The following is a 20,852-nucleotide window of genomic DNA, read 5'->3' on the forward strand; positions in this document are numbered from 1 at the left end:
ACCTTGTTATTCACCAGTGTTGGGGAAGTCTACTGTAATGCGCACACCACCGAAAGGCGAGTGCTGTGCGTATATCTTGCCGCCGTGCGCTTCCACAATATTGTGGCAGATAGACAGCCCCAGGCCGGAGCCGCCGCTGGCGCGGTTACGCGAACCTTCGGTGCGGTAAAATCGCTCGAAGATACGAGCCAGTTGCTCATCGTTAACCCCGGGGGCGCTGTCCTGCCAATAAATCCGCACCTTCCCCGGCAGGCGTTCAATACCTATCTCCAGTTTACCGCCCGGATCGGTATAGCGCAGGCTGTTCTCCAACAGGTTGTTGAACAACTGATTGAGGCGATCGGGATCGCCAAACAGCGGCATTTGCTCTGGCAGATAAGTGACAATGTCCAGCTGTTTGGCATGAAAACGCTCACGGAAGGCGGCCACGGCGATTTGCACCAGATGCACAGCATCGACCGGCAATTTGCGGTAGGCGAGAGCGCCCAGATCGGACAGCGAGAGCTGGTGCAGATCGTCCACCAGTTTGGTGAGGGTGGAAACCTCAGCCTGCAACGAACTGAGGGAGGCCGGTGTGGGTTGGCGAACCCCATCCTGCAAGGCTTCCAGCTCACCGCGCAGCACGGCTAGCGGCGTGCGCAGTTCATGTGAAACATCCGCCATTAAGGCCCGCCGCATTTGCTCATTTTTTTCCAGCGAGGTGGCAAGCTGGTTGAAATCCTGTGCCAACCGGCCGAGTTCGTCCTGGCTGCTCACCGACACGCGTGCGCTGAAATCACCCGCCGCCAACCGGTGTGTCCCGGCGACCAGACGTTTAACCGGGGCCAGCAGGCCGCGAGACATCAGCCAGGTGACCGCCGCTGCCAGTAGCGTGGACAGCGCCACGATCATCCAACTGGTGCGCCGCTGTTGGCGATCGAAGTTGATATCGGCGTTGCGCGTCAGTTTCTCTGGCGGCGTGGCGAACACCCAGCCGACAATTTGATTGTTGTAATGGATCGGCTGGCGGGTGCTCTCCTTCGGCACCGGGCCTGCGTGGCCCACCAGCCGGTTAAACTGGCTGTCCACCACCCAGAATTGGGTGCGCCAACCTTTGGGGGGCAGGTTGTGGCTGCTGTCGCTGTTTTGTTCAAACGAGCGCATGATCTGATATACCACCTGATCGTTATTGCGCAGAAATGCCCAGTTGCCGTGGCGGCGGTACTGATCTTCCAACGCACCGCTCAGCATACTGATACGTTGCTCATTACTGTGCTTGATATAGTCGATAAAACCGCGTTCGAAGCTGATACGCACACCCCAATGCATGGTGATCAACACCAGCATGCAGGTGGCGAAGATCGCCATAAACAGCTTGCCGGTAATACCAATTCTCATTGTGTCCTCGTTGAGCCGGTGCCCGGCTCTTTTGTCAGCATACGGTTAGGGGTGGTATCGGCCGGTACCCGGGCGAAGGCCAGCGCAGGCAAGGCAATAATCAGCGCCATACAGCCGTAGCTATAGACAAAGGCGCTGTGGATGGCTGGGCTGTCGGCTACCACTTGATGGTGGGCGAAACTGCCGATCAGGATCCCGGCAATACTGACGCCAAGGCTCATGGAAAGCTGCATTACCATCGACAATAAACTGTTGCCGCTGCTGGCCAGCCGATCGGGCAGGTCTTTCAGCGTCAGGGTATTCATGGCCGAGAAGCGCAGGGCGTTAACCATCCCCTGGAAGAATAACACTACCGGTAGCAGATAAACCCAGCCCAGCATCGCTACCACGGGGAAGGTCAGGGTGATCAGCCCCAACATCAGCGTGGCGGCAACCAGCACGTTGCGATAACCAAACCGGTTAACCACCTGGACCACAATTCGTTTCATGCCCATGCTGCCGATGATCATCGGGATCATCATCAGCCCGGCGTGGAACGGTGAGAACCCCATGCCTACCTGCAAAAATAACGGGGTCATAAAGGGCAGCATTCCGCTGCCGATGCGTCCGAACAGGCTGCCAATCAGGCCAACCCGGTAGGTTGGTGTTTTAAACAGGCGCAGTGAAAACAGCGCCCGGTGATTTCCATTCGCATGCCACCAGTAACCAAACAGCGCCGCACAGCCCATAGCGACCAAACCGGCGATGGTGGCAGTGGAAAGCCCCATGCCTTTGTGGCCGTCCAAGGCCAGCGTCAGCGTCGCCATGCCGATCGCCAGCATGATAAAACCACCGGTATCGAAGCGCCGGGTTCTCATACGGTAATTCGGCATCAGCAGCAATGTGGCAATCGCCCCGGCGATGCCGACGGGGATATTGATCAGGAAGATCCAGTGCCAACTGGCGTATTGCACCAGAAAGCCCCCCAGCGCAGGCCCCATCAGCGGGCCAATCTGGCCGGGAAGGGTAACGAAGGTCATGGCCGCCATATACTGCTCACGCGGGACGATTTTCATTACCGTCAACCGGCCCACCGGCACCATCATAGCCCCACCAATGCCTTGTATCACCCGGGAGGCCACCAGTTCATTCAGGGTTTGTGAGCGAGCACAAAGGATCGAACCGAGAGTGAACAACACTATGGCGCTGAAGAATACCCACTTGACCCCCACCCGATCCGCCAACCAACCGCTGGCAGGCAGCATCACCGCCACCGTCAGCACATAGGAAACAATCACCGATTGCATATGCAACGGATTTTCCCCCAGGCTGGCCGCCATCGATGGCAGCGCGGTATTGACGATAGTGGTATCCAGCGTCTGCATAAAGAAGCCGAAAGCCACAATCCACAGTTGCCATCGCACCGAAGCGGTTTGGGTTGGTTTGCCAATCATCTTAATACTCGTCGTCTTTCAAATGTCCATTCTTCAGTGAGGCAGCGGTGACAGTTGCTTACCGCGGCGGAATTTCATCTGTAACCGATCGAAATACAGATAGATCACCGGGGTGGTATACAGCGTCAGCAACTGGCTCATGATCAGCCCGCCAGCGATGGTGATCCCCAGAGGTTGCCGCAGTTCTGCGCCGTCGCCGCTAGCCAGAACCAGCGGCAGTGCGCCAAACAGGGCTGCCAGGGTGGTCATCATGATTGGACGAAAACGCAGCAGACTGGCCTGGAAGATTGCATCACGGGCGCTAACCCCGCCGTTGCGCTGTGCGTCCAGAGCAAAGTCGACCATCATAATGGCGTTCTTTTTGACTATCCCGATCAACAGCATAATACCGATTAGCGCAATCAGGCTGAACGGGGCGTTGAACAGTTCCAGCGCCAACAGCGCGCCCACACCGGCAGAAGGCAGCGTGGACAGGATGGTTAACGGATGGATATAGCTCTCATACAATATGCCCAATACGATATATACCGTAGCGATGGCGGCGGCGATCAGAAACAGCTGTGATTTCAGGGTTTCCTGGAACACCTGCGCGGTACCGGCAAAGGAGCCTCGCACGGTGGAAGGAACGCCAAGTTGCGTCATGGTGCGCTCGATAGCCGCAGTCGCTGCGGACAGATTGCCCCCGTCCGGCAGGTTGAACGAGATGGTTGAGGCTGCCGACAACCCCTGATGGTTCACCGCCAGCGGCGCATTGGCAGGCCGCCAACGGGCAAAGTAAGACAGCGGGATCGCCTCGCCGCTGCTGTTGATTACAAACATTTTATCCAGCGAACTTACGTCCTGGGTGTAGGGCGGAGCGACTTCCATCACCACTTTATACTGGTTCAACGGTTGGTAGATGGTGGAGATCTGGCGCTGGCCGAAGGCGTTATTAAGCAGGTTGTTGGCATCGGTCACGGAAATGCCCAGCCGCGCCATGGTTTCACGATCGTAAGTCAGGTCCATCTCCGAGCCTTTGTCCTGCTGATCGGAGTTAACGTCGGCCAGTTCCGGCAAGGCGGCTAGCGCTGGGCGGATCTTCGGCTCCCATTCACGCAGTGCGCCGAGGTCATCCGCCAACAGCGTGTACTGATAGCTGGCGTTAGACTGCCGCCCGCCGACGCGGATATCCTGCACCGCCATCAGGAACAGGCTGGCTCCCGGCTCTTTCGCCAGTTTGGTTCGCAGGCGGGCGATCACCTTCTGGGCGTCGTCGGTGCGTTGCGAAAGTGGTTTGAGAGAGATAAACATCGAGCCGCTGTTGGTGCGTGAACCGCCAGTGAAGCCGGTGACGTTATCCACGTCTTTGTCTTCCCGCACGATCTTCATAAATTCTTGCAGCTTACCGCGCATTGCCTGAAACGAAATACTCTGATCAGCCTGGATAAAGCCCATCAGGCGGCCGGTATCCTGCTCTGGGAAGAAGGTTTTCGGGATGCTGATATATAGCCAGACGTTGAGGGCGATGGTGGCCAGAAACACCGCCAGCACCCAGCGCGAATGGCCTAATACCCAGTTGAGCGAGCGGCCATAGCCCCGTTGAACGGCAATCAGCACACGGCCAAAACTCCGGGCACGCCGCTGTTCGCGGGCGGGTTGATAGCGGAGCAGATAGGCGCACATCATTGGCGTCAGCGTCAGTGAGATCAGCAGCGAAAGCCCGATAGACACCGAAAGCGTGACGGCGAACTCGCGAAACAGCCTGCCCGGCAAGCCTGCCATAAACAGCAGTGGGATAAACACTGCCACCAGCGACACGCTCATGGAAAGCACGGTGAAGCCGACTTCCCGCACCCCTTGCAGCGCGGCGTTGATAGGTTTCATTCCCGCCTCCACGTGGCGGGAAATGTTCTCCAATACCACGATGGCGTCATCCACCACAAAGCCGGTGGCGATAGTCAGTGCCATCAGCGACAGGTTATTCAAGCTGAAACCGCACAGGTACATGGCGGCAAAGGAACCTATCAGGGATACCGGCACCGCCACTGCCGGGATCAGCGTGGCCCGGCCAGAGCGCAGGAAAATAAACACCACCAGGATCACCAACCCGATGGCGATTACCAAGGATTGTTCTACCTCGGCCAGTGATGCGCGAATGGTCGGCGAGCGATCCTGGGCTATTTTCAGCTCGATTGAGGCCGGGATATTTTCCCGCAGATCGGGGAGTTCAGCCCGGATGCGGTCCACGGTTTCAATGATGTTAGCGCCCGGCGCCCGACTGACGGTCAGAATGATCGCTGGCTTGGCGTCGGTCATCCCGGCGTTGCGCACGTCCTGCACCGAGTCGATAACGTTGGCCACATCGCTCAGGCGTACCGCCGCGCCGTTATGGTAATGAACCACTAGCGGCTGATAGGCCGCGGCGGTTTTTAACTCATCGTTAGCTTGCACTTGCCAGCGTTGCTGCTGGTCATCCACCGCACCTTGCGGGCGGCGCACGTTGGCATTGGCGATAGTTTGGCGCACCGCATCCAGTGAGACTCCCTGGTTGAACAGGGCACCGGGGTTGAGCTCCACACGCACCGCAGGCAGGGAGCTCCCGCCGACCGACACATCACCAACCCCTTCGGTCTGGGCAATCTTCTGCGCCAACTGTGTCGAGGCGAAGTCATAAAGCTCGCCCTGATTGTAGGTCTCTGATGTCAGCGTCAGGATCATGATCGGCGCATCGGACGGGTTGATTTTGCGATAGGTTGGTCGGCTTGGCATACCGGTTGGCAACAAGCTTTGCGCGGCATTTATTGCCGCCTGCACGTCACGGGCGGCCCCGTTGATATCGCGATCAAGATCGAATTGTAAAATGACTCGCGTGCTGCCAAGTGAGCTGGTTGAGGTCATTTCATTGACCCCGGCGACACGGCCCAGCGCACGCTCCAGTGGGGTTGCCACCGAAGAAGCCATGGTCTCCGGATCGGCACCCGGCAGCGAAGCGCTGACCAGAATGACGGGGAAATCCACCTGCGGCAACGGCGAAACCGGTAGCAGCTTGAATCCAATGACCCCGGCAATGGCGATAGCCAAGGTTAACAGCGTCGTAGCGACCGGCCGATGGATAAACAGGGCGAAGAATTTCACGGCAGCTCCTGCGGTTCTGGCTGGCGATGTGTGTTGCGCGCCAGTTTATCAAACAGCAGGTAAATTACCGGCGTGGTGAACAGCGTCAGGATTTGGCTCATCACCAGGCCACCGACCATGCAAACACCCAGCGGGCGGCGCAATTCTGCCCCAACGCCGGTGCTCAGCATCAGCGGTAATGCGCCCAACAGTGCCGCCAATGTCGTCATCAGGATCGGGCGAAAACGCAGCAGGCAGGCCTGATAGATGGCATCGTACGGCGTCATCCCCTGTTCACGTTCGGCGGCCAGAGCAAAGTCAATCATCATGATGGCGTTCTTCTTCACGATGCCGATCAGCAGAATAATGCCGATAATGGCAATCACATCCAGCTCATGCCCGGTCACCATCAGCGCCAGCAATGCACCAACCCCGGCTGTTGGCAGGGTCGAGAGGATAGTTACCGGGTGTATAAAGCTCTCATAAAGCACGCCCAGCACGATATACATCGCTACGATAGCCGCCAGGATCAGCCACAGAGTGCTGCCGAGTGCGGCCTGGAATGCCAGCGTTGCCCCCTGGAACTGCGTGGTGATGTCTTTGGGCATGTCGAGGTTTTTCTCGGCCTGGGTAATGGCCTCTACCGCTTCACCCAGCGAGTAATTGCCCGCCACGTTAAACGATACGGTAGCCGACGGGAATTGGTCGAGATGGTTGATCGACAGCGGGCCGAAACGCTCCTCTATTTTTGCCACGGTGCTCAGCGGCACGATGGTGCCATTGCTGCTGGTCAGGCGGATATCGTTTAAAGCGGCAAGCCCGGGCGTGCTGGTGACATCGTGCTCAAGCACCACCCGATACTGGTTGGCCTGGGTATAAATGGTGGAGATCAGGCGCTGGCCAAAGGCGTTATAGAGCGCACTGTCGATAGCGCTCATGGTGATGCCAAGGCGTGAGGCCGAATCTCTGTCCACATTCACATAGGCAACCAGGCCCTGATCCTGCCAGTTGCTGGTGACTTCGGTCAGTTGCGGGGTCTGTTTTAATGCTGCCATCAATTGTGGCACCCACAGGCTAAGTTCATCCAGCGACATGGCCTGCAAGGTAAATTGATATTGGGTGCGGCTGACCTGGGTGTCGATAGTCAAATCCTGTACCGGTTGCAGATACAGTTTCACGCCGGGGAATTGCGCGGTCTCTTGTTGCAGGCGGGTAATGATCGCCGGGATGCGATCGCTACGTTCGCTCAACGGTTTAAGGTTGATTTGCAGGCGCCCGCTGTTAAGCGTGGCGTTGCTGCCATCCACCCCGACAAACGAGGTCAGGCTTTCAACCGCCGGGTCCTTGAGGATTTGCGCCGCAACCTGTTGTTGGCGTTCGGCCATATTGCTGAAGGAGACACTTTGTGGCGCTTCCAACGTCCCCTGAATGATGCCGTTATCCTGTACCGGGAAGAAGCCTTTTGGCATCAGCAGATACAGCAGCACGGTCAATACCAGGGTACTTAACGCTACGCTCAGCGTGAGCCACGGGTGGTTCAGAACCACTTTCAGCCAGACGCCATATTGCGCGATCACCCGGTCAAAGAACCGCTCAGAGGCGCGGGAGAAACGGTTTTGTCTGCGCAATGATTCGTGGCTGAGCATGCGCGCGCACATCATCGGCGTCAGCGTCAGCGACACCAGCGCGGATATCAGAATCGCAACCGCCAGCGTTACGGCAAACTCACGGAACAGACGGCCAACGATATCCCCCATAAACAGCAGCGGGATCAGGACTGCCACCAGTGAGAAAGTCAGTGAGATAATGGTAAAGCCGATCTCACCAGCGCCTTTCAGAGCGGCATCGAGCGGTTTCTCGCCTTTTTCGATATAGCGCGAGATGTTTTCGATCACCACGATCGCGTCATCCACCACAAAACCGGTGGCGATGGTCAGCGCCATCAACGTCAGGTTGTTGATCGAAAAATTAAGGAAATACATGGCGGCAAAGGTGCCCACCAGCGAAAGCGGTACCGCGACGCTCGGGATAATGGTGGCGGGGACGTTACGCAAGAAGACATAAATCACCATGATGACCAGGGCAATCGCCAGCAACAGCTCAAACTGCACGTCGCTGACCGAAGCGCGAATGGTGGTGGTGCGGTCAGTCAGTACCTTCACATCCACGGACTTGGGCAGGCTCTTGATAAGCTCCGGCAGCATTTCACGAATACTGTCGGCGGTGGTGATTACGTTGACGCCAGGCTGGCGCTGAATATTCAGCACGATAGCCTGTTCTTTATTGGCCCAGGCGGCCAGACGATTGTTTTCCGCCCCTTGTTCGACGGTGGCAATATCCTGCAGGCGAATCGCCGCTCCGTTCTGGTAGGCAATAATCAGTTGGCGGTAATCTTCGGCGCTTTTCATCTGATCGTTGGCGGAGAGTGTTACTGACCGTGTCGGGCCATCCAGGCTACCTTTGGCCGAGTTGACGTTAGCATTGCTGATCGCGGTGCGAATGGTTTCACTGTCCAGCCCATAGGCGGCGACCGCGGCGGCATTCAGCTTCACCCGCACGGCCGGGCGCTGGCCACCGGAAAGGGTCACTAGCCCTACGCCGGTCACCTGCGAAATTTTTGGGCGACCCGGGTTTCCACCATGTCTTCTACCTGGGTCATCGGCATGGCGGTTGAGGTGACCGCCAACGTCAGGATCGGCGGATCGGCCGGGTTAACTTTGCTGTAAATCGGTGGATAGGGCAGATCGCTGGGCAGCAGGTTGGTGGCGGCATTGATCGCCGCCTGCACTTCCTGCTCGGCGACGTCCAGCGGCAGTTCAAGCTGGAACTGGAGCGTGATAACGGATGCGCCACCGGAGCTTTGTGAGGCCATCTGCTTGAGGCCAGACATCTGCCCGAACTGGCGCTCCAGCGGTGCGGTGATTGCCGAAGTCACCACGTCCGGGCTGGCGCCTGGATAGAGTGTGACTATCTGAATAGTGGGGTAATCCACCTCCGGCAGGGCCGCAACCGGCAGCGAACGGTAACCGATAATACCCGCCAGCAGGATCGCCAGCATAAACAACGTGGTGGCCACCGGGCGCAGAATGAACAGGCGGGAAGGCCCGCCGCCGGGATTGGGTGGCATAGTCTGCATCAGGATTTCCCCTGAGCTTTGGCGTGGCGTTTGGGTTGAGCTTCAGTGGATTGAGCCGTCTGTGGTGCCACAACCTCAACCTGCATGCCTTCAGTCAGGCGATCGATACCGTCGGTCACTACGCGGTCACCCACGTTGACCCCGGCGCTGATCACCACCTGCTTGCTGTCCTGGATACCCGCCGTCACCCGATGCTTACTGACTTTGTTGTCTTCACTCAGGATCCACACGAAGTGGCCTTCGTTGCCCATTTGCAGTGCAGCGGTTGGGATCACCACCGCATCGTGCAGGGTATCCACTTTCAGCCTGGCGTTAACGAACTGGTTCGGGAACAGCGCGTCGTCCTGATTCTCGAAGCGGGCTTTGAGTTTGATGGTGCCGGTGGCGGCATCAATCTGGTTATCAAGGCTCAATAACATGCCGTTGGCCAGTTGCTGCTGATTGGTACGATCCCAGGCTTCAACCGCTACCGGCCCGGCTTTCTGGGCTTTGACCAGATCGCCAATGTTGTTTTCCGGCAGGGTGAAAACCACATCAATAGGGTGTGTCTGAGTGATCACCACGATGCCAGTCGTGCTGCCGCTGCTAATGAAGTTGCCCACATCGACCAGTTTCAAACCGACACGCCCATCAATAGGCGCGGTGATTTTGCTGTAGGTGATTTGCAGTTTAGCGCTGTCGACAGCGCCTTGATCGGCCTTGATCGCCCCCTCGGTCTGACGTACCAGAGACAGTTGGGTGTCCAGATCCTGGCGTGAAACCATATTGGTTTTGCTCAGTTGCTGGTAGCGTGCCAGATCCTGTTTGGCATTGGCCAGGGTGGCCTGATCTTTCGCCAGTTGCCCCAAGGCCTGTGTCAATTGCACTTCGTAAGGGCGTGGGTCGATCTCAACCAGTAAGTCTCCGGCCTTGACCTGCTGGCCTTCGGTAAAGTGGATGGCCATCAGTTGGCCTTCAACACGGCTGGTGACGGTAACGGTATTGGCGGCAGTTGCGGTGCCTAAACCCGAAAGAAAGCGCGGCACGGTCTGCTGCGTAGCGGCTGCGGCCTGAACGGGTGACATAGGTGCATTACGCCTGCCACCGGCTCTCCCAGCACCACCTGCGCCGCCGGAAGCTGCCTGTTGCGCACCCGGTGCAGCATCCGTGGCAGGGGGCGCTGAAGTGACGCCAGATAGCGACAGCGGCAATAATCACGACAGCCACGGTTAACAGGCGCAGCATCAGTGAACGGCGTTTGGGTTTTGCATTCATGGCGTTGAACATTCTCTCCAGAGACAGGCGTACAGGCAGTCATTTGCCGAAAGTGATACTCCTTACAGGATACTAGTTTAGCGAGCAGTAGCAGCACAAAAATGAAGGAAATATGGAGTAACCGTCAGGTTTCTTGGAGGAGAATGTATATTTAATCGTGGCGATGCTTCGCCGTATGTTTTCGAGCAACTCACTGATTTGCTTTGGCACGAAAAATCTTTCCCCACAGGAGCCACATCATGATCAAGAAGGAATTGGGCCGTTCAGGTATTCAGGTTCCCGCACTGACTTTTGGCGGCAACGTATTTGGCTGGACCGTGGATGAAGCCACGTCTTTCAGCCTGTTGGATGCCCTGGTGGCCAATCAACTGAATTTTATCGATACCGCTGATGTTTATTCGAGCTGGGCAGCGGGTAATAAGGGCGGTGAATCCGAAACGGTGATCGGTAACTGGCTGAAGAAAAGCGGCAAACGTGAGCAAGTGATCATCGCCACCAAGGTGGGAAAACCGATGGGAGCAGGTAAGCAAGGCCTATCGCCGCGTTATATTCGCCAGGCGGTGGAAGATTCGCTGCGCCGCTTGCAAACTGACTATATCGATCTCTATCAGTCCCATGATGATGATCGGGATACGCCCCTGACGGAAACGCTGGCGGCCTTTGATGAGTTGATTAAGGCCGGGAAGGTGCGGGCGATAGGCGCTTCCAACTATCAGGCGGATCGCCTGGTCGAGGCGTTGCAAGTCAGTGAGCAGAACGGGTTGGCGCGTTATGACACGCTGCAGCCGGAGTACAATCTGTATGCCCGTGAAGGTTACGAAAAGGCCTTGGAGGCAGTGGCGCAACAGCATGGGCTTGGGGTGATAAACTTCTTTTCACTGGCTAGCGGTTTTCTCACCGGCAAATACCGCAGCGTAAAGGATATCGGCAAGAGCCAGCGTGGTGACACCATCGTGACCCGCTATCTTAACCCGCGCGGCTTGCGCATTCTGGCTGCGCTTGATCAGATGGCTGATAAGTACCGGACCACGCCAGCACAGATCTCGCTGGCTTGGTTGATAGCCCGCCCAAGCATCACCGCACCGATCGTCAGCGCGACTTCGTTGCAACAGTTGGATGAACTGGTCGGTGCCACTCGCTTGCAATTGCAGGCTGCGGATATCCGGGCGCTGGATGAGGCTAGCCGGGTTGGCTAAGGCTGGCTTTGCTCCCCCTCGTCCAACGTTCTCTTACGGTGAGAGGGAGTCTGTTCCTTGCTGTGTACGAGTGCGGAGCACTGACAGTTTCCTCTACCGGGGAGAGAGGGTGAGGGGCCGCTGATTCAACCGATAGCACATCAAACGCCCACCTCCAAGGAAGGCCGTTTGCGATACAGCACATGCTTACGTAGCGCGTGGCCAAGCGGTAGGCGCGGGTGCTCAAAGGTTTCACCCTCAAACGACATCCCGATGCGCGTCATCACCCGGCGTGAAGGGAGGTTGATTTCAGCGGTAAACGACACGACTTCGGGCAGCTTGAGCGTTCCGAAAGCCACGTCCAATGCGCATAGTGCCGCTTCGCTGGCATAACCCTGGCCCCAATGCTCTGCCGCCAATCGCCAACCTATTTCCACGCAGGGTGAGCAGGGCAGATCCTCGCCAGGAATGGAAAGCCCGACAAAGCCGATAAACGGAGCGCCATGCTTCACCTCAACGGCCCACAACCCCCAGCCATGTTGTTGCATAAATTGGTCGATGCGTTTGGCCAGCGCATGGCTTTCTGTGTGGTTTAGCGGTGCCGCGAAGTATTTCATTACCTCAGGATCGGCATTCAGGGCAGCAAAGGCGGGTAGATCGCTATCACGCCAACGGCGCAGCAGTAATCTTTCTGTTTCGGCGAAGATGACAGTCATAATGCTCCATTGTCAGGGGCGGTGGCCGCCCCTGATGTAATCAACGAAACAGGGTTTGCGCCCAGCGGGCCAACCCGGCGGTAACCGAACCAAAATCGTTGCCACCCACGATTGGGATACCTGGCAACTGCTGTTGCAGCGCAGCACGCAACAGCGGTGAACGCGCACTGCCGCCGGTCAGGTAAATCACCTGCGGCGTACACTGGCTGGTGGCCAGGGCGGCGCTAACCTGCTCCTGAATGCGCAGCAAAGGCTGTGAGATGGCGTCAGCCAACTGATCCTGGCTGATGATTTCTATCAATCCCGGCTGAACAAAGGCCAATTGAGCGCCGATGCTGGCCCGATCGGACAGGGCGATCTTGCTCTCCTCCGCCGCACGTACCAACCGGTAGCTCAAACGCTGCTGGTAGACTTTCAGCAGGAGCTGTACTTTCTCTGGCTCGGCGGCGTCACGGATCAGATCGCGCAACAGGCGGGCGTTGGCAGAACTATAGAAATCGTTCTGTGCCGGGACATCGTTGGTGGCCACCGCATTCCAGTATGGCAGGGCGGGTAGCGCAATGCCTTTTTCAGTTTCTCCCCCATGCCAAACAGTGGCATCAGCTGTTTAAAGGCCAGCATGATATCCAGATCGTTACCGCCTACCCGGCAACCGCTATGCCCCAGCAGGCTTTGTTGACGATCGGCCCGATCGCGCCATTGTGGCCCCATCAGCAATACTGAGCAGTCGGTGGTTCCGCCGCCAATATCGACGACCAGCACGGTCTTTTCTTCGCTCAACGTAGCTTCAAAATCCAGCCCGGCGGCCACCGGTTCGAACTGGAATTCGATCTCTTTGAAACCGGCTCGTTCAGCAGCGCGTTGCAATATCCCTTGTGCCTGCTGGTTGGCATCTTCACCGCCAATCCCCTGGAAGTTGATCGGGCGGCCAATCACCGCCTGATCGATGCTGTCTTGCAACACGCCTTCCGCCTGGCGCTTGATGTGAAACATCATGGCGCAGACCAGATCTTCGAATAGTGCGATCTGCTGTGGCTTCAGGCCATTGGCACCGAGGAAGGATTTGGGGGAACGGACGAAATAAACTTCCTCCGGATCTTCGACATAGTGCGCCAATGCCTGCAAGCCAAAGCGGACGCTGTCACCGTTGACTGGGATGTCTTCTTCACGGTTGAAAGTCATGGCGCGGCGCAGCAGTTGCTGATTTTCATCGCTGCCAGTGGGGACTTGCCAATAGCGGTGCAGGCATTCGCTTACCGCTTCCCGCGTTGGGGCGCACAGCATTGAGGGCAAATAGGGCTCGTTGTTTTCCAACGTCAGTAATTCAGGGCCGTTATTTCGCATTACGGCAACGGAACAGTTGGCTGTTCCATAATCGAAGCCAATAAACATTTTCTTTTTATTTCCCCATGCCAATGAAGGGGGCGACTTTACCCGAGACTGACCTGCTGAGCAACGAGTGGGCGGTTGACTGGCGAAAAATTTAGCGACATTGGTCGCGGCATGCTTAACTTAGGCTTCTCAGGTTAATGTCCGATTTCCGCACGTCAGCTGCAGGGCCGAGTTTCATAATGAAGAAAAAACTGACTTCGAGCGATGCCATGAAAAATCAACAACAGGCGCTGTATACCGCGCTGAGTGCGCGTGACCGTAAATTCGACGGGCGCTTTTTTGTCGGTGTTTCCTCCACCGGGATCTACTGCCGCCCGGTGTGCAGCGCCCGTACGCCGAAAATCGAAAATTGCACTTTTTACCCCAGTGCCGCTGCGGCAGAGCTGGCGGGATTTCGCCCCTGTTTAAAATGCCGGCCAGAGCTGGCCCCGGGGCTGGCGCTGATCGACCTGGGCAATCGCTATGCGCAGGTGGCGGTACAGTTGATTGAACAGGGCTATCTTTCCGAACATAGCTGTGAGCAATTGGCGACCCGCCTCGGGGTTTCCGATCGTCATTTGCGGCGCATTTTCGCCGATCAGTTCGGCGCCTCTCCCATTGATTACGCCCAGTCGCACCGCCTATTACAGGCCAAGCGCCTGCTGGCGGATACCGATTTGCCGCTGAGTGAGGTTGCGTTTGCCGCCGGGTTTGGCAGCCTGCGTCGGTTTAATGAACTGTTTAAAGCGCGTTATCGGTTGATCCCTTCGGCATTGCGCAGCGCCGCTGGCCGCCAGGAGCGAGCAGCCACCAGCGGGCTGGTATTCCATCTCGGGTATCGGCCACCTTATGACTGGCCGCGTATGCTGGGCTTCTTGCAGGCGCGTGCGGTGAGCGGTGTGGAAAGCGTGGTCGGGCAGCAGTATCAGCGTTCGATTGCCGTCAATCAGGGCGGTGTCGATTATTGCGGTTGGGTCAGCGTGCAGCCGGAAGCGTCACGCAACCGGGTGCGGGTCGAGATTTCCCCTTCGCTCAGCCGGGTGACCACTGAAGTTCTGCGGCGCATTCGCCAACTGTTCGATCTGGATGCTGCCCCTGACCGCATTGTGGAGGCGTTGGGAGATTTGGCGGCGGATGCGCCAGGCCTGCGTTTACCAGGCTGCGTCAGCAGCTTTGAGCAGGCTGCACGTGCGGTATTGGGGCAACTGGTCAGCGTCAAGATGGCGGCGATATTTGCCGGGCGGATGGCTGGGCATTGGGGAACACCGCTGGAGCAGCCTTATGGCGACATCACCCATGTTTTCCCGGAGGCTGCACGGGTAGCACGGTTGCAGCCAGAGGAATTGCGCCCATTAGGGGTACAGTTGAAACGTGCGGCAGCGCTGATTGAGATTGCCCGGGCAGTGACCGAGGGGCGGTTACAACTGGATAACGTGTTGGATATCGAACAGGGCATCAAACATCTGACCGCATTACCGGGGATAGGGGGTTGGACGGCCAGCTATATCGCGATGCGCGCCTGGTCATGGCCAGACGTTTTTCTGGCAGGCGATTATCTGATCAAGCAGCGTTTCCCCGGCATGACACCGCGCCAGATTGAGCGCTACGCTGAACGCTGGCGGCCTTGGCGGTCTTATGCCACCTTACATCTGTGGCATAGCCATAGCTGGGTGCCTTCAGTGGATCCCGAAGTAGCCAGTGTCAAGTAAACGGCTCAGGGGTTGTTCTGGGGCAATAGCGTCACCGTCCACCAGGTCGATCCCGATGGCGGTCAATGTGGTCAGCGTCACCTGCTGGTGCGCTGGCCCAGCCAGGGTCTGCGCATGGATCCGGTGCGCGGCACCGTTGATCATTGAGACCATCAGTTCATCCATCTGGTTACAATGCACATCGATGATAAAGCGTTCATCAAGGCGAATGTAATCGATCGTCTGGCCGTTCAGTTGATCAAATGCGTTGAGGTTGCGCCCAAAGCCGTTGACGATGAGCTTGCAGCCCAGCGCCTGTAACCGGCGGATAAAGGCACCGCCATCTTCAGGGTGATCGAGAATGATTGTCTCATCCACCATCAGATTCAGCGCGTGGGCCGGTAGCGCCGAAGCGGCCAGTTTTTCCATCAGGTACTGCTGAAAATCAAGATCCAGAACGCTATCCGTCGCCAGGGGCAGTGAAATCGAGATCCCTTTGTGGTGGATGGCTTGAGCATGCTTTTCCAGGATCTGGCTCACCAGCCAGCGATCGACATCGGGCAGCAGGCCGTAAAGCTGGGCAGCCGCAAAGAAAGCCTCTGGCGTCAGCATATGTTCATCTGCCGGGCTGATATGTACTTTTAACTGATATAAACACACCGCCTGCGGCGTTTTGGGCGGCGAGGTTGCCCGGACGTATAACTGCAACAGTTGGTCATCGATTATGTTCAGGACTTCCAAACGTGTCAGTAGTTCATGTTGGCGTTCCATCTGCTGTTTTTGCCGGGCTTCATAGATATTAACCTGCCCGCGTCCACGATGTTTGGCGGTGTAGCAGGCGATATCCGCCTGTACCAGTAGCTCGGAACTCTTGCTGTTGGCAACTATCTGCGTGATACCGACACTGGCCCCGACATGATAAATTTTGCCTTCCCAATAGAACGGGTGTTCGCTTATCTGAGCAACCATCCGTTGCATCAGGGTTTTGGCCTGCTCTAGCGAACAGTCGAACAGGATCAGGCCGAATTCGTCCCCGCCCAGCCTTGCCAGGCAGTCGCTGTTGCGCAATTGGCGTTGCATCAACTGGCCGATTTCTTTCAGCAGGGCGTCACCCGCCGCATGCCCGGCGGTATCATTAACCGCTTTGAACCTGTCGAGATCGAGGAACACCAGGGAATGCTGCTGTTCACTGTCGGTCACGTTGGCGATGGCACCTTTCAGCCATTTTTCGAAACTGGTGCGGTTTTGCAGGTTGGTCAGGGCATCGTGTGAGGCGTTGTAGCTGAGCTTTTTCATCAGTTCCCGCGAAGCACTGACATCTTGCAGCACCATCACCGCCCCCATGACCTTCCCTTCAATGGTTTTCAGTGGCGAGACCGACTCTTGTACGTCAAAGCGGCGGCCATCGCGGCTGTGGAGCACCAAAGCGTAATCTGCCGGTAAGGCTTCACGTTCCTGCAGGCAGATCTGCACCGGGTTCTCCACCTCTGGGCCATCTTTGCCATTGGTCATACGTACAACGCCGTTAATCGGCATGCCGAGAGCCAACTCCAGCGGCCAGCCGCACATTTGTACTGCTACCGGGTTCATAAAGGTGATACGCATGTCGCTGTCGGTGGAAATCACCCCTTCGCCGATAGAGTCGAGCGTAATATGTAAACGTTCTTTCTCTTCATGCAGCGCTTCGGTGAGCGATTTGATTGCCGTCATATCGATATTGGTGCCAGTCATGCGCAATGGTTTGCCCTGTGCATCGAACAGGGTATTACCCTGCCCACGAATATGGCGCACGCCCCCCAGGCGGGTTTTAACGCGAAACTCCATGGCGAAAGGCCGGTGCTCTTCGGTGATGGAGGCCATTTGCCGCCCGATACGTTCACGATCTTCTGGCAGTATCAGGCTCCCCCAAAGCTCCAGCGTCGGTACCTGGTCCGGAGCCAGTTCATACAACTCGAACATCCGCTTGTCCCAGACGAGTTTATCCTCCCCCAGCACCCATTCCCACACGCCGATCCCACCAGCCTGATTGGCGAGCGTAATGCGTTCCATCAGGCGATGATTCTCTGCTTCGGTACGCTTGAGCTCGCTGATATCTTCTACCTGGGCGATAAAATAGAGCGGTTGCCCCTGGGGATCTCGCACCAGCGATACCGCCAGTAATGTCCAAACGCTCTCGCCGTCACTGCGGATATAGCGCTTTTCCATGGTATAGCTGCTGATATTGCCATCAACCAGGTCTTGCAATTGCGTCAGGTCGGCGTTGAGGTCATCTGGATGCGTGATTTCCTGGAACGTCAGGTGGCGGAGGGTTTCAGGGGAGTATTTCAGCAGTTTGCACAAGGCCTGATTGACCTGCAGCCATTTCCCTTCCGGCGACACCAGCGACATACCGATGGCCGAATATTCCATGGCATTGCGAAAGCGAGTCTCGCTTTCCACAATATGCTCTTTTTCCACCCGGAAGGCGTGCATCACCATGGTCATGGCGTGTGCCGGGATCAGAATCAACAGCAGCGGTATGTAGATCTCCACGTCCCTCAGGAAGTTTCCGCGATCCTGAAAATGCAACTGCCCGAGCGAGATTATCACCGTTATCATCAGCGTGGTGGTAAAGCAGGTGATAAAGGCCTCCAGCCGAGGCAGGCTGATCGCGGCCCACAGCAGCGGCAGGATAATAAAGGTAAACGGGAAGGGCAGGTTGAGCAGCGCCAGATAACTGAAGGTCAATGTGCCTATTAATACCAACAGCAGTTCGAGCAGGTTGAGCGTTTTTAACATCGAGCGGCGATAAACCAGCCCGACCGGGGCCAGAGCCAGCACCCCAACCGCTTCGGAAATAAACCAGGTGCTGAAGGGCTGCCAGAAGGTTTCACCGGGTTCTGGTGCCAGCGTGGCCGCCAGCAGCGCACTGAACATCGGGGTGAAAATCACCGCACAACCTACAAATTTCAACCAGCTTGCCAGCCCGTTAAGCGGATCTTCTGGCTGCAACAGCCGCCGCAACAGCAGGGTACAGACGGTGGCTTCCAGCAGGTTAATCATTGTGAGCTTGACCGGGAACCACTCAACGCCGAACAGCATGAAACTGGCAATGCACATGCTGATCCCACTGAACAGCAACGGCAGTGCCCAGACGCGGGGGCTGGTGGAACAGCAGCATTATGATGGCAGCAGTCGGGAACCACAGAGGGGTAAAGTGGCTGGATCCTGCCGAAAGCGACAGGCAAAGATATGCCAGCAAAAACACAATCAATGCGGCTAGCAGCGAGTGACTGAGTATCGAGCCTGTAGGTTTGATTGGGTGATGCGCTGCGCTGATATCCATGGGTAACCTTACTGTGCTATCGACCGCTGGCAAACATACTGCAGTTGAATAATGGGGCATTTTACTTACAGAAGTTAGTATAGTGTGTGACGAATGCCCATCCAATTTTATATCCGTTGTGTTTCAAGCTGCAGCGCCCGTCCGTGGGCAGGGTAATCTGGCTGCCTCAAAGCAGGAAAACCGTCGCCAGACCGAGGAAAATAAAGAAACCACCGGTATCGGTCAGGGCGGTAATCAACACGCTGGAACCCACGGCCGGATCGCGACCCAGTTTAAGCATGGTCATCGGTATCACCACGCCCATCAGAGCCGCCACCAACAGGTTCAGGATCATCGCCAGTGTCATCACGCCGCCCATCGCCAAATCGTCATACAGCAGATAGGTGACCAGCCCCATAATGCCGCCCCAGACAATTCCGTTTATGATCGCTACACCCAGCTCTCTGAGTAACAGGCGCGAGATATTCCCGACTTCGATCTGGTGTAACGCCAGCGCACGCACGATCATGGTAATAGTCTGATTGCCGGTATTGCCTCCGATCCCGGCAACAATCGGCATCAGGGCTGCCAGCGCCACCAATTGCGAAATGGTGTGCTCAAACAGGCCGATCACTCTTGAGGCGATAAAGGCGGTACAAAGGTTAATGGCCAGCCAGGTCCAACGGGTTTTTACCGCTTTGCTGACTGGAGCAAAGACGTCTTCTTCCGGGCTCAACCCCCATGCGGCGCAGGGTGGTGTCGCTTTCTTCGTTCACCACGTCGACGATTTCTTCGATGGTCAGGCGCCCCATCAGCTTGCCTTTGGCATCGGTGACCGGGGCGCTGATCAGGTCATAGCGTTCAAAAGCGCTGGCCGCGGCTTCCGCTTTGTCTTCTGGCTGAAAGGTGGTGGGATCGCTATCCATCACCTGAGATACCGGTGTCTGCGGATCGTTGAGCAGGATCGCGGTGAGTGGCAATTCGCCTAACAGAGTGTTTTTACGGTCGGTGACGAACAGCTTGTCGGTGGCATCCGGGATAGTTTTGCGCTGGCGCAGGAAACGGTGCACTGCGCCGAGAGAAATCTCCGGGCGCACCGCAATCAGTTCAAAGTCCATCATCCATCCAACGGTGTCTTTGCCGTACTGCATCACTTCACGAACTTGTGCACGCTGCTCTGGATCAAGTGAGGTCAGCAGGCGGCCCATCAGGTTACGTGGCAGGTATTGAGCCAGGTAGGCCTGTTCATCAACGTCCAGGGTTTTGATCGCTCTGAGCAGATCTTTATCGCTCATCTCTTCGATCAGGCTATCCCAGACGGGTTCGGCTACCTCCACCAGGGTTTGGCCGCGTTTGTTATTATCGACCAACCGCCACAGTGCCAGACGCTCTTCCTGCGGTAAAGCTTCCAGCAGGTCCGCCAGGTCGGCGGCGTGCATCTCTTCCAGCAGGTGAGTGATTTCGGCAGTATGATTCAGCAACTCGCTATTGCTGAGTTCCTTTTCATCCCCAGGGCGGCCGAGAATACCATCAACCAAAGGCTTGTTATTTAACAGTAAACTAAGAATACGCTGGCGGTACTCAGCGACTTTTCTGACATTATGTGTTGCGACGGACATGATATTCCTTAACGCTGACTTGGCACACCTGATCGCTTATCGACTATCTTTACAAGATAGAGCATTGCGGTGGCTGGAGTCATTTTTATAAATCTGGCAATAGGGTGAAGAAGAGGCCAACGGCATATACATGGCAGCCTACCAGGCTCTTCATTTTCAGGGTGAAAGGAACTTGATATGCTAGCGAGCATTTACTGTTTATCCTGACGATGCTCACTGGCCTGTGGCTCAGATGCCGATCTCTTTTCCTGATGATGAGGGATGGCAACGATGGCGGCATACAGCAGGCGGCCGACTAAAATGATAAAACTGATCAGCAACACTATCTTGGTCATGCGCCCGGTGGTTTTCTTTCTCATATACCCGTTGCCTTTCAAGCCATAATGCGGTGAGTTGCAACAGGCTGGATTTATTACTTTTTGAATACGACTGGCTTGTTGCATGCTGTCAATTGTAAATGGAATTCTATGCGCCGATGACAAAAGATGTCCATATATTTCAATATCATTGATAGCGCAATTTAACCCGGGTTTAGATTTTGTCTGATTTTTTGTTGGGTATTAATGGGTTATTATCAGCATGAAAAGTCGCTTACAGATTTTTATTAGTTTTTATCTATATAATTGATCATGGTCAAATCTTAAGCTATCGCAGCGAATAAAATTCACAGCCATTCTTGATGCTGA

At 56.3% G+C, this 20,852-nt stretch carries 7 protein-coding genes and 5 pseudogenes; 2 read left to right on the forward strand and 10 right to left on the reverse strand.

The window, feature by feature from the left end; all coding sequences use genetic code 11:
- Positions 1-6: 6 nt before the first annotated feature.
- The 5 genes and pseudogenes from baeS to ACQ86O_RS12420 form a co-directional block, all read right to left on the reverse strand.
- On the reverse strand, positions 7-1,377 hold the full coding sequence (baeS, locus tag ACQ86O_RS12400; RefSeq protein WP_431225455.1) for a two-component system sensor histidine kinase BaeS: 1,371 nt from the start codon (positions 1,375-1,377) through the stop codon (positions 7-9).
- Positions 1,374-2,810, reverse strand: a complete 1,437-nt coding sequence (locus ACQ86O_RS12405) for an MFS transporter (protein ID WP_431225456.1) — start codon at positions 2,808-2,810, stop codon at positions 1,374-1,376. The genes baeS and ACQ86O_RS12405 overlap by 4 nt, the downstream gene beginning before the upstream one ends.
- A 33-nt stretch (positions 2,811-2,843) precedes the next feature.
- Positions 2,844-5,924: a multidrug efflux RND transporter permease subunit MdtC gene (mdtC, locus tag ACQ86O_RS12410; protein WP_431225457.1), complete on the reverse strand. Its 3,081-nt coding sequence runs from the start codon at positions 5,922-5,924 to the stop codon at positions 2,844-2,846.
- Positions 5,921-9,039 (reverse strand): annotated as a pseudogene (locus ACQ86O_RS12415) (MdtB/MuxB family multidrug efflux RND transporter permease subunit). Before ACQ86O_RS12415 ends, mdtC begins: the two are co-directional and overlap by 4 nt.
- Positions 9,039-10,293 (reverse strand): annotated as a pseudogene (locus tag ACQ86O_RS12420) (MdtA/MuxA family multidrug efflux RND transporter periplasmic adaptor subunit). The pseudogenes ACQ86O_RS12415 and ACQ86O_RS12420 overlap by 1 nt, the downstream one beginning before the upstream one ends.
- A gap of 239 nt (positions 10,294-10,532) precedes the next feature.
- Here ACQ86O_RS12420 and ACQ86O_RS12425 point away from each other — a divergent pair.
- Positions 10,533-11,489, forward strand: a complete 957-nt coding sequence (locus ACQ86O_RS12425) for an aldo/keto reductase (RefSeq protein ID WP_431225458.1) — start codon at positions 10,533-10,535, stop codon at positions 11,487-11,489.
- Between the two features lie 140 nt (positions 11,490-11,629).
- On the opposite strand, the gene ACQ86O_RS12430 is transcribed toward ACQ86O_RS12425, so the two are convergent.
- Both ACQ86O_RS12430 and yegD read right to left on the reverse strand, forming a co-directional pair.
- Complete coding sequence (locus ACQ86O_RS12430) at positions 11,630-12,184, reverse strand: GNAT family N-acetyltransferase (protein ID WP_431225459.1); 555 nt, start codon at positions 12,182-12,184, stop codon at positions 11,630-11,632.
- 40 nt (positions 12,185-12,224) lie between these two features.
- Positions 12,225-13,576: pseudogene (yegD, locus tag ACQ86O_RS12435) on the reverse strand (molecular chaperone).
- A gap of 179 nt (positions 13,577-13,755) precedes the next feature.
- Between yegD and alkA the strand changes: the two are divergent.
- Complete coding sequence (gene alkA, locus ACQ86O_RS12440) at positions 13,756-15,264, forward strand: DNA-3-methyladenine glycosylase 2 (protein ID WP_431225460.1); 1,509 nt, start codon at positions 13,756-13,758, stop codon at positions 15,262-15,264.
- Here alkA and ACQ86O_RS12445 read toward each other — a convergent pair.
- The 3 genes and pseudogenes from ACQ86O_RS12445 to ACQ86O_RS12455 all read right to left on the reverse strand — a co-directional run bounded on the left by ACQ86O_RS12445 (position 15,232) and on the right by ACQ86O_RS12455 (position 20,525).
- A pseudogene (locus tag ACQ86O_RS12445) lies at positions 15,232-18,568 on the reverse strand (diguanylate cyclase). The gene alkA and the pseudogene ACQ86O_RS12445 overlap by 33 nt on opposite strands.
- A gap of 166 nt (positions 18,569-18,734) precedes the next feature.
- Positions 18,735-20,166, reverse strand: a pseudogene (gene mgtE / locus ACQ86O_RS12450) (magnesium transporter).
- Positions 20,167-20,357: 191 nt separating this feature from the next.
- The gene (locus tag ACQ86O_RS12455) at positions 20,358-20,525 is read right to left on the reverse strand and encodes a YfgG family protein (RefSeq protein ID WP_431225461.1); all 168 of its coding nucleotides are present in this window, start codon (positions 20,523-20,525) and stop codon (positions 20,358-20,360) included.
- Positions 20,526-20,852 lie beyond the last annotated feature (327 nt).

This window comes from Serratia sp. L9 (assembly GCF_050632285.1).
Taxonomy (GTDB): Bacteria; Pseudomonadota; Gammaproteobacteria; order Enterobacterales; family Enterobacteriaceae; genus Chania.

Bases quoted from the DNA above. Each gene is read 5' to 3' on its own strand.
- baeS (WP_431225455.1), bottom strand. From the start codon at position 1,377: ATGAGAATTGGTATTACCGGCAAGCTGTTTATGGCGATCTTCGCCACC.
- ACQ86O_RS12405 (WP_431225456.1), bottom strand. From the start codon at position 2,810: ATGATTGGCAAACCAACCCAAACCGCTTCGGTGCGATGGCAACTGTGG.
- ACQ86O_RS12425 (WP_431225458.1), top strand. From the start codon at position 10,533: ATGATCAAGAAGGAATTGGGCCGTTCAGGTATTCAGGTTCCCGCACTG.
- ACQ86O_RS12430 (WP_431225459.1), bottom strand. From the start codon at position 12,184: ATGACTGTCATCTTCGCCGAAACAGAAAGATTACTGCTGCGCCGTTGG.
- alkA (WP_431225460.1), top strand. From the start codon at position 13,756: ATGAAGAAAAAACTGACTTCGAGCGATGCCATGAAAAATCAACAACAG.
- ACQ86O_RS12455 (WP_431225461.1), bottom strand. From the start codon at position 20,525: ATGAGAAAGAAAACCACCGGGCGCATGACCAAGATAGTGTTGCTGATC.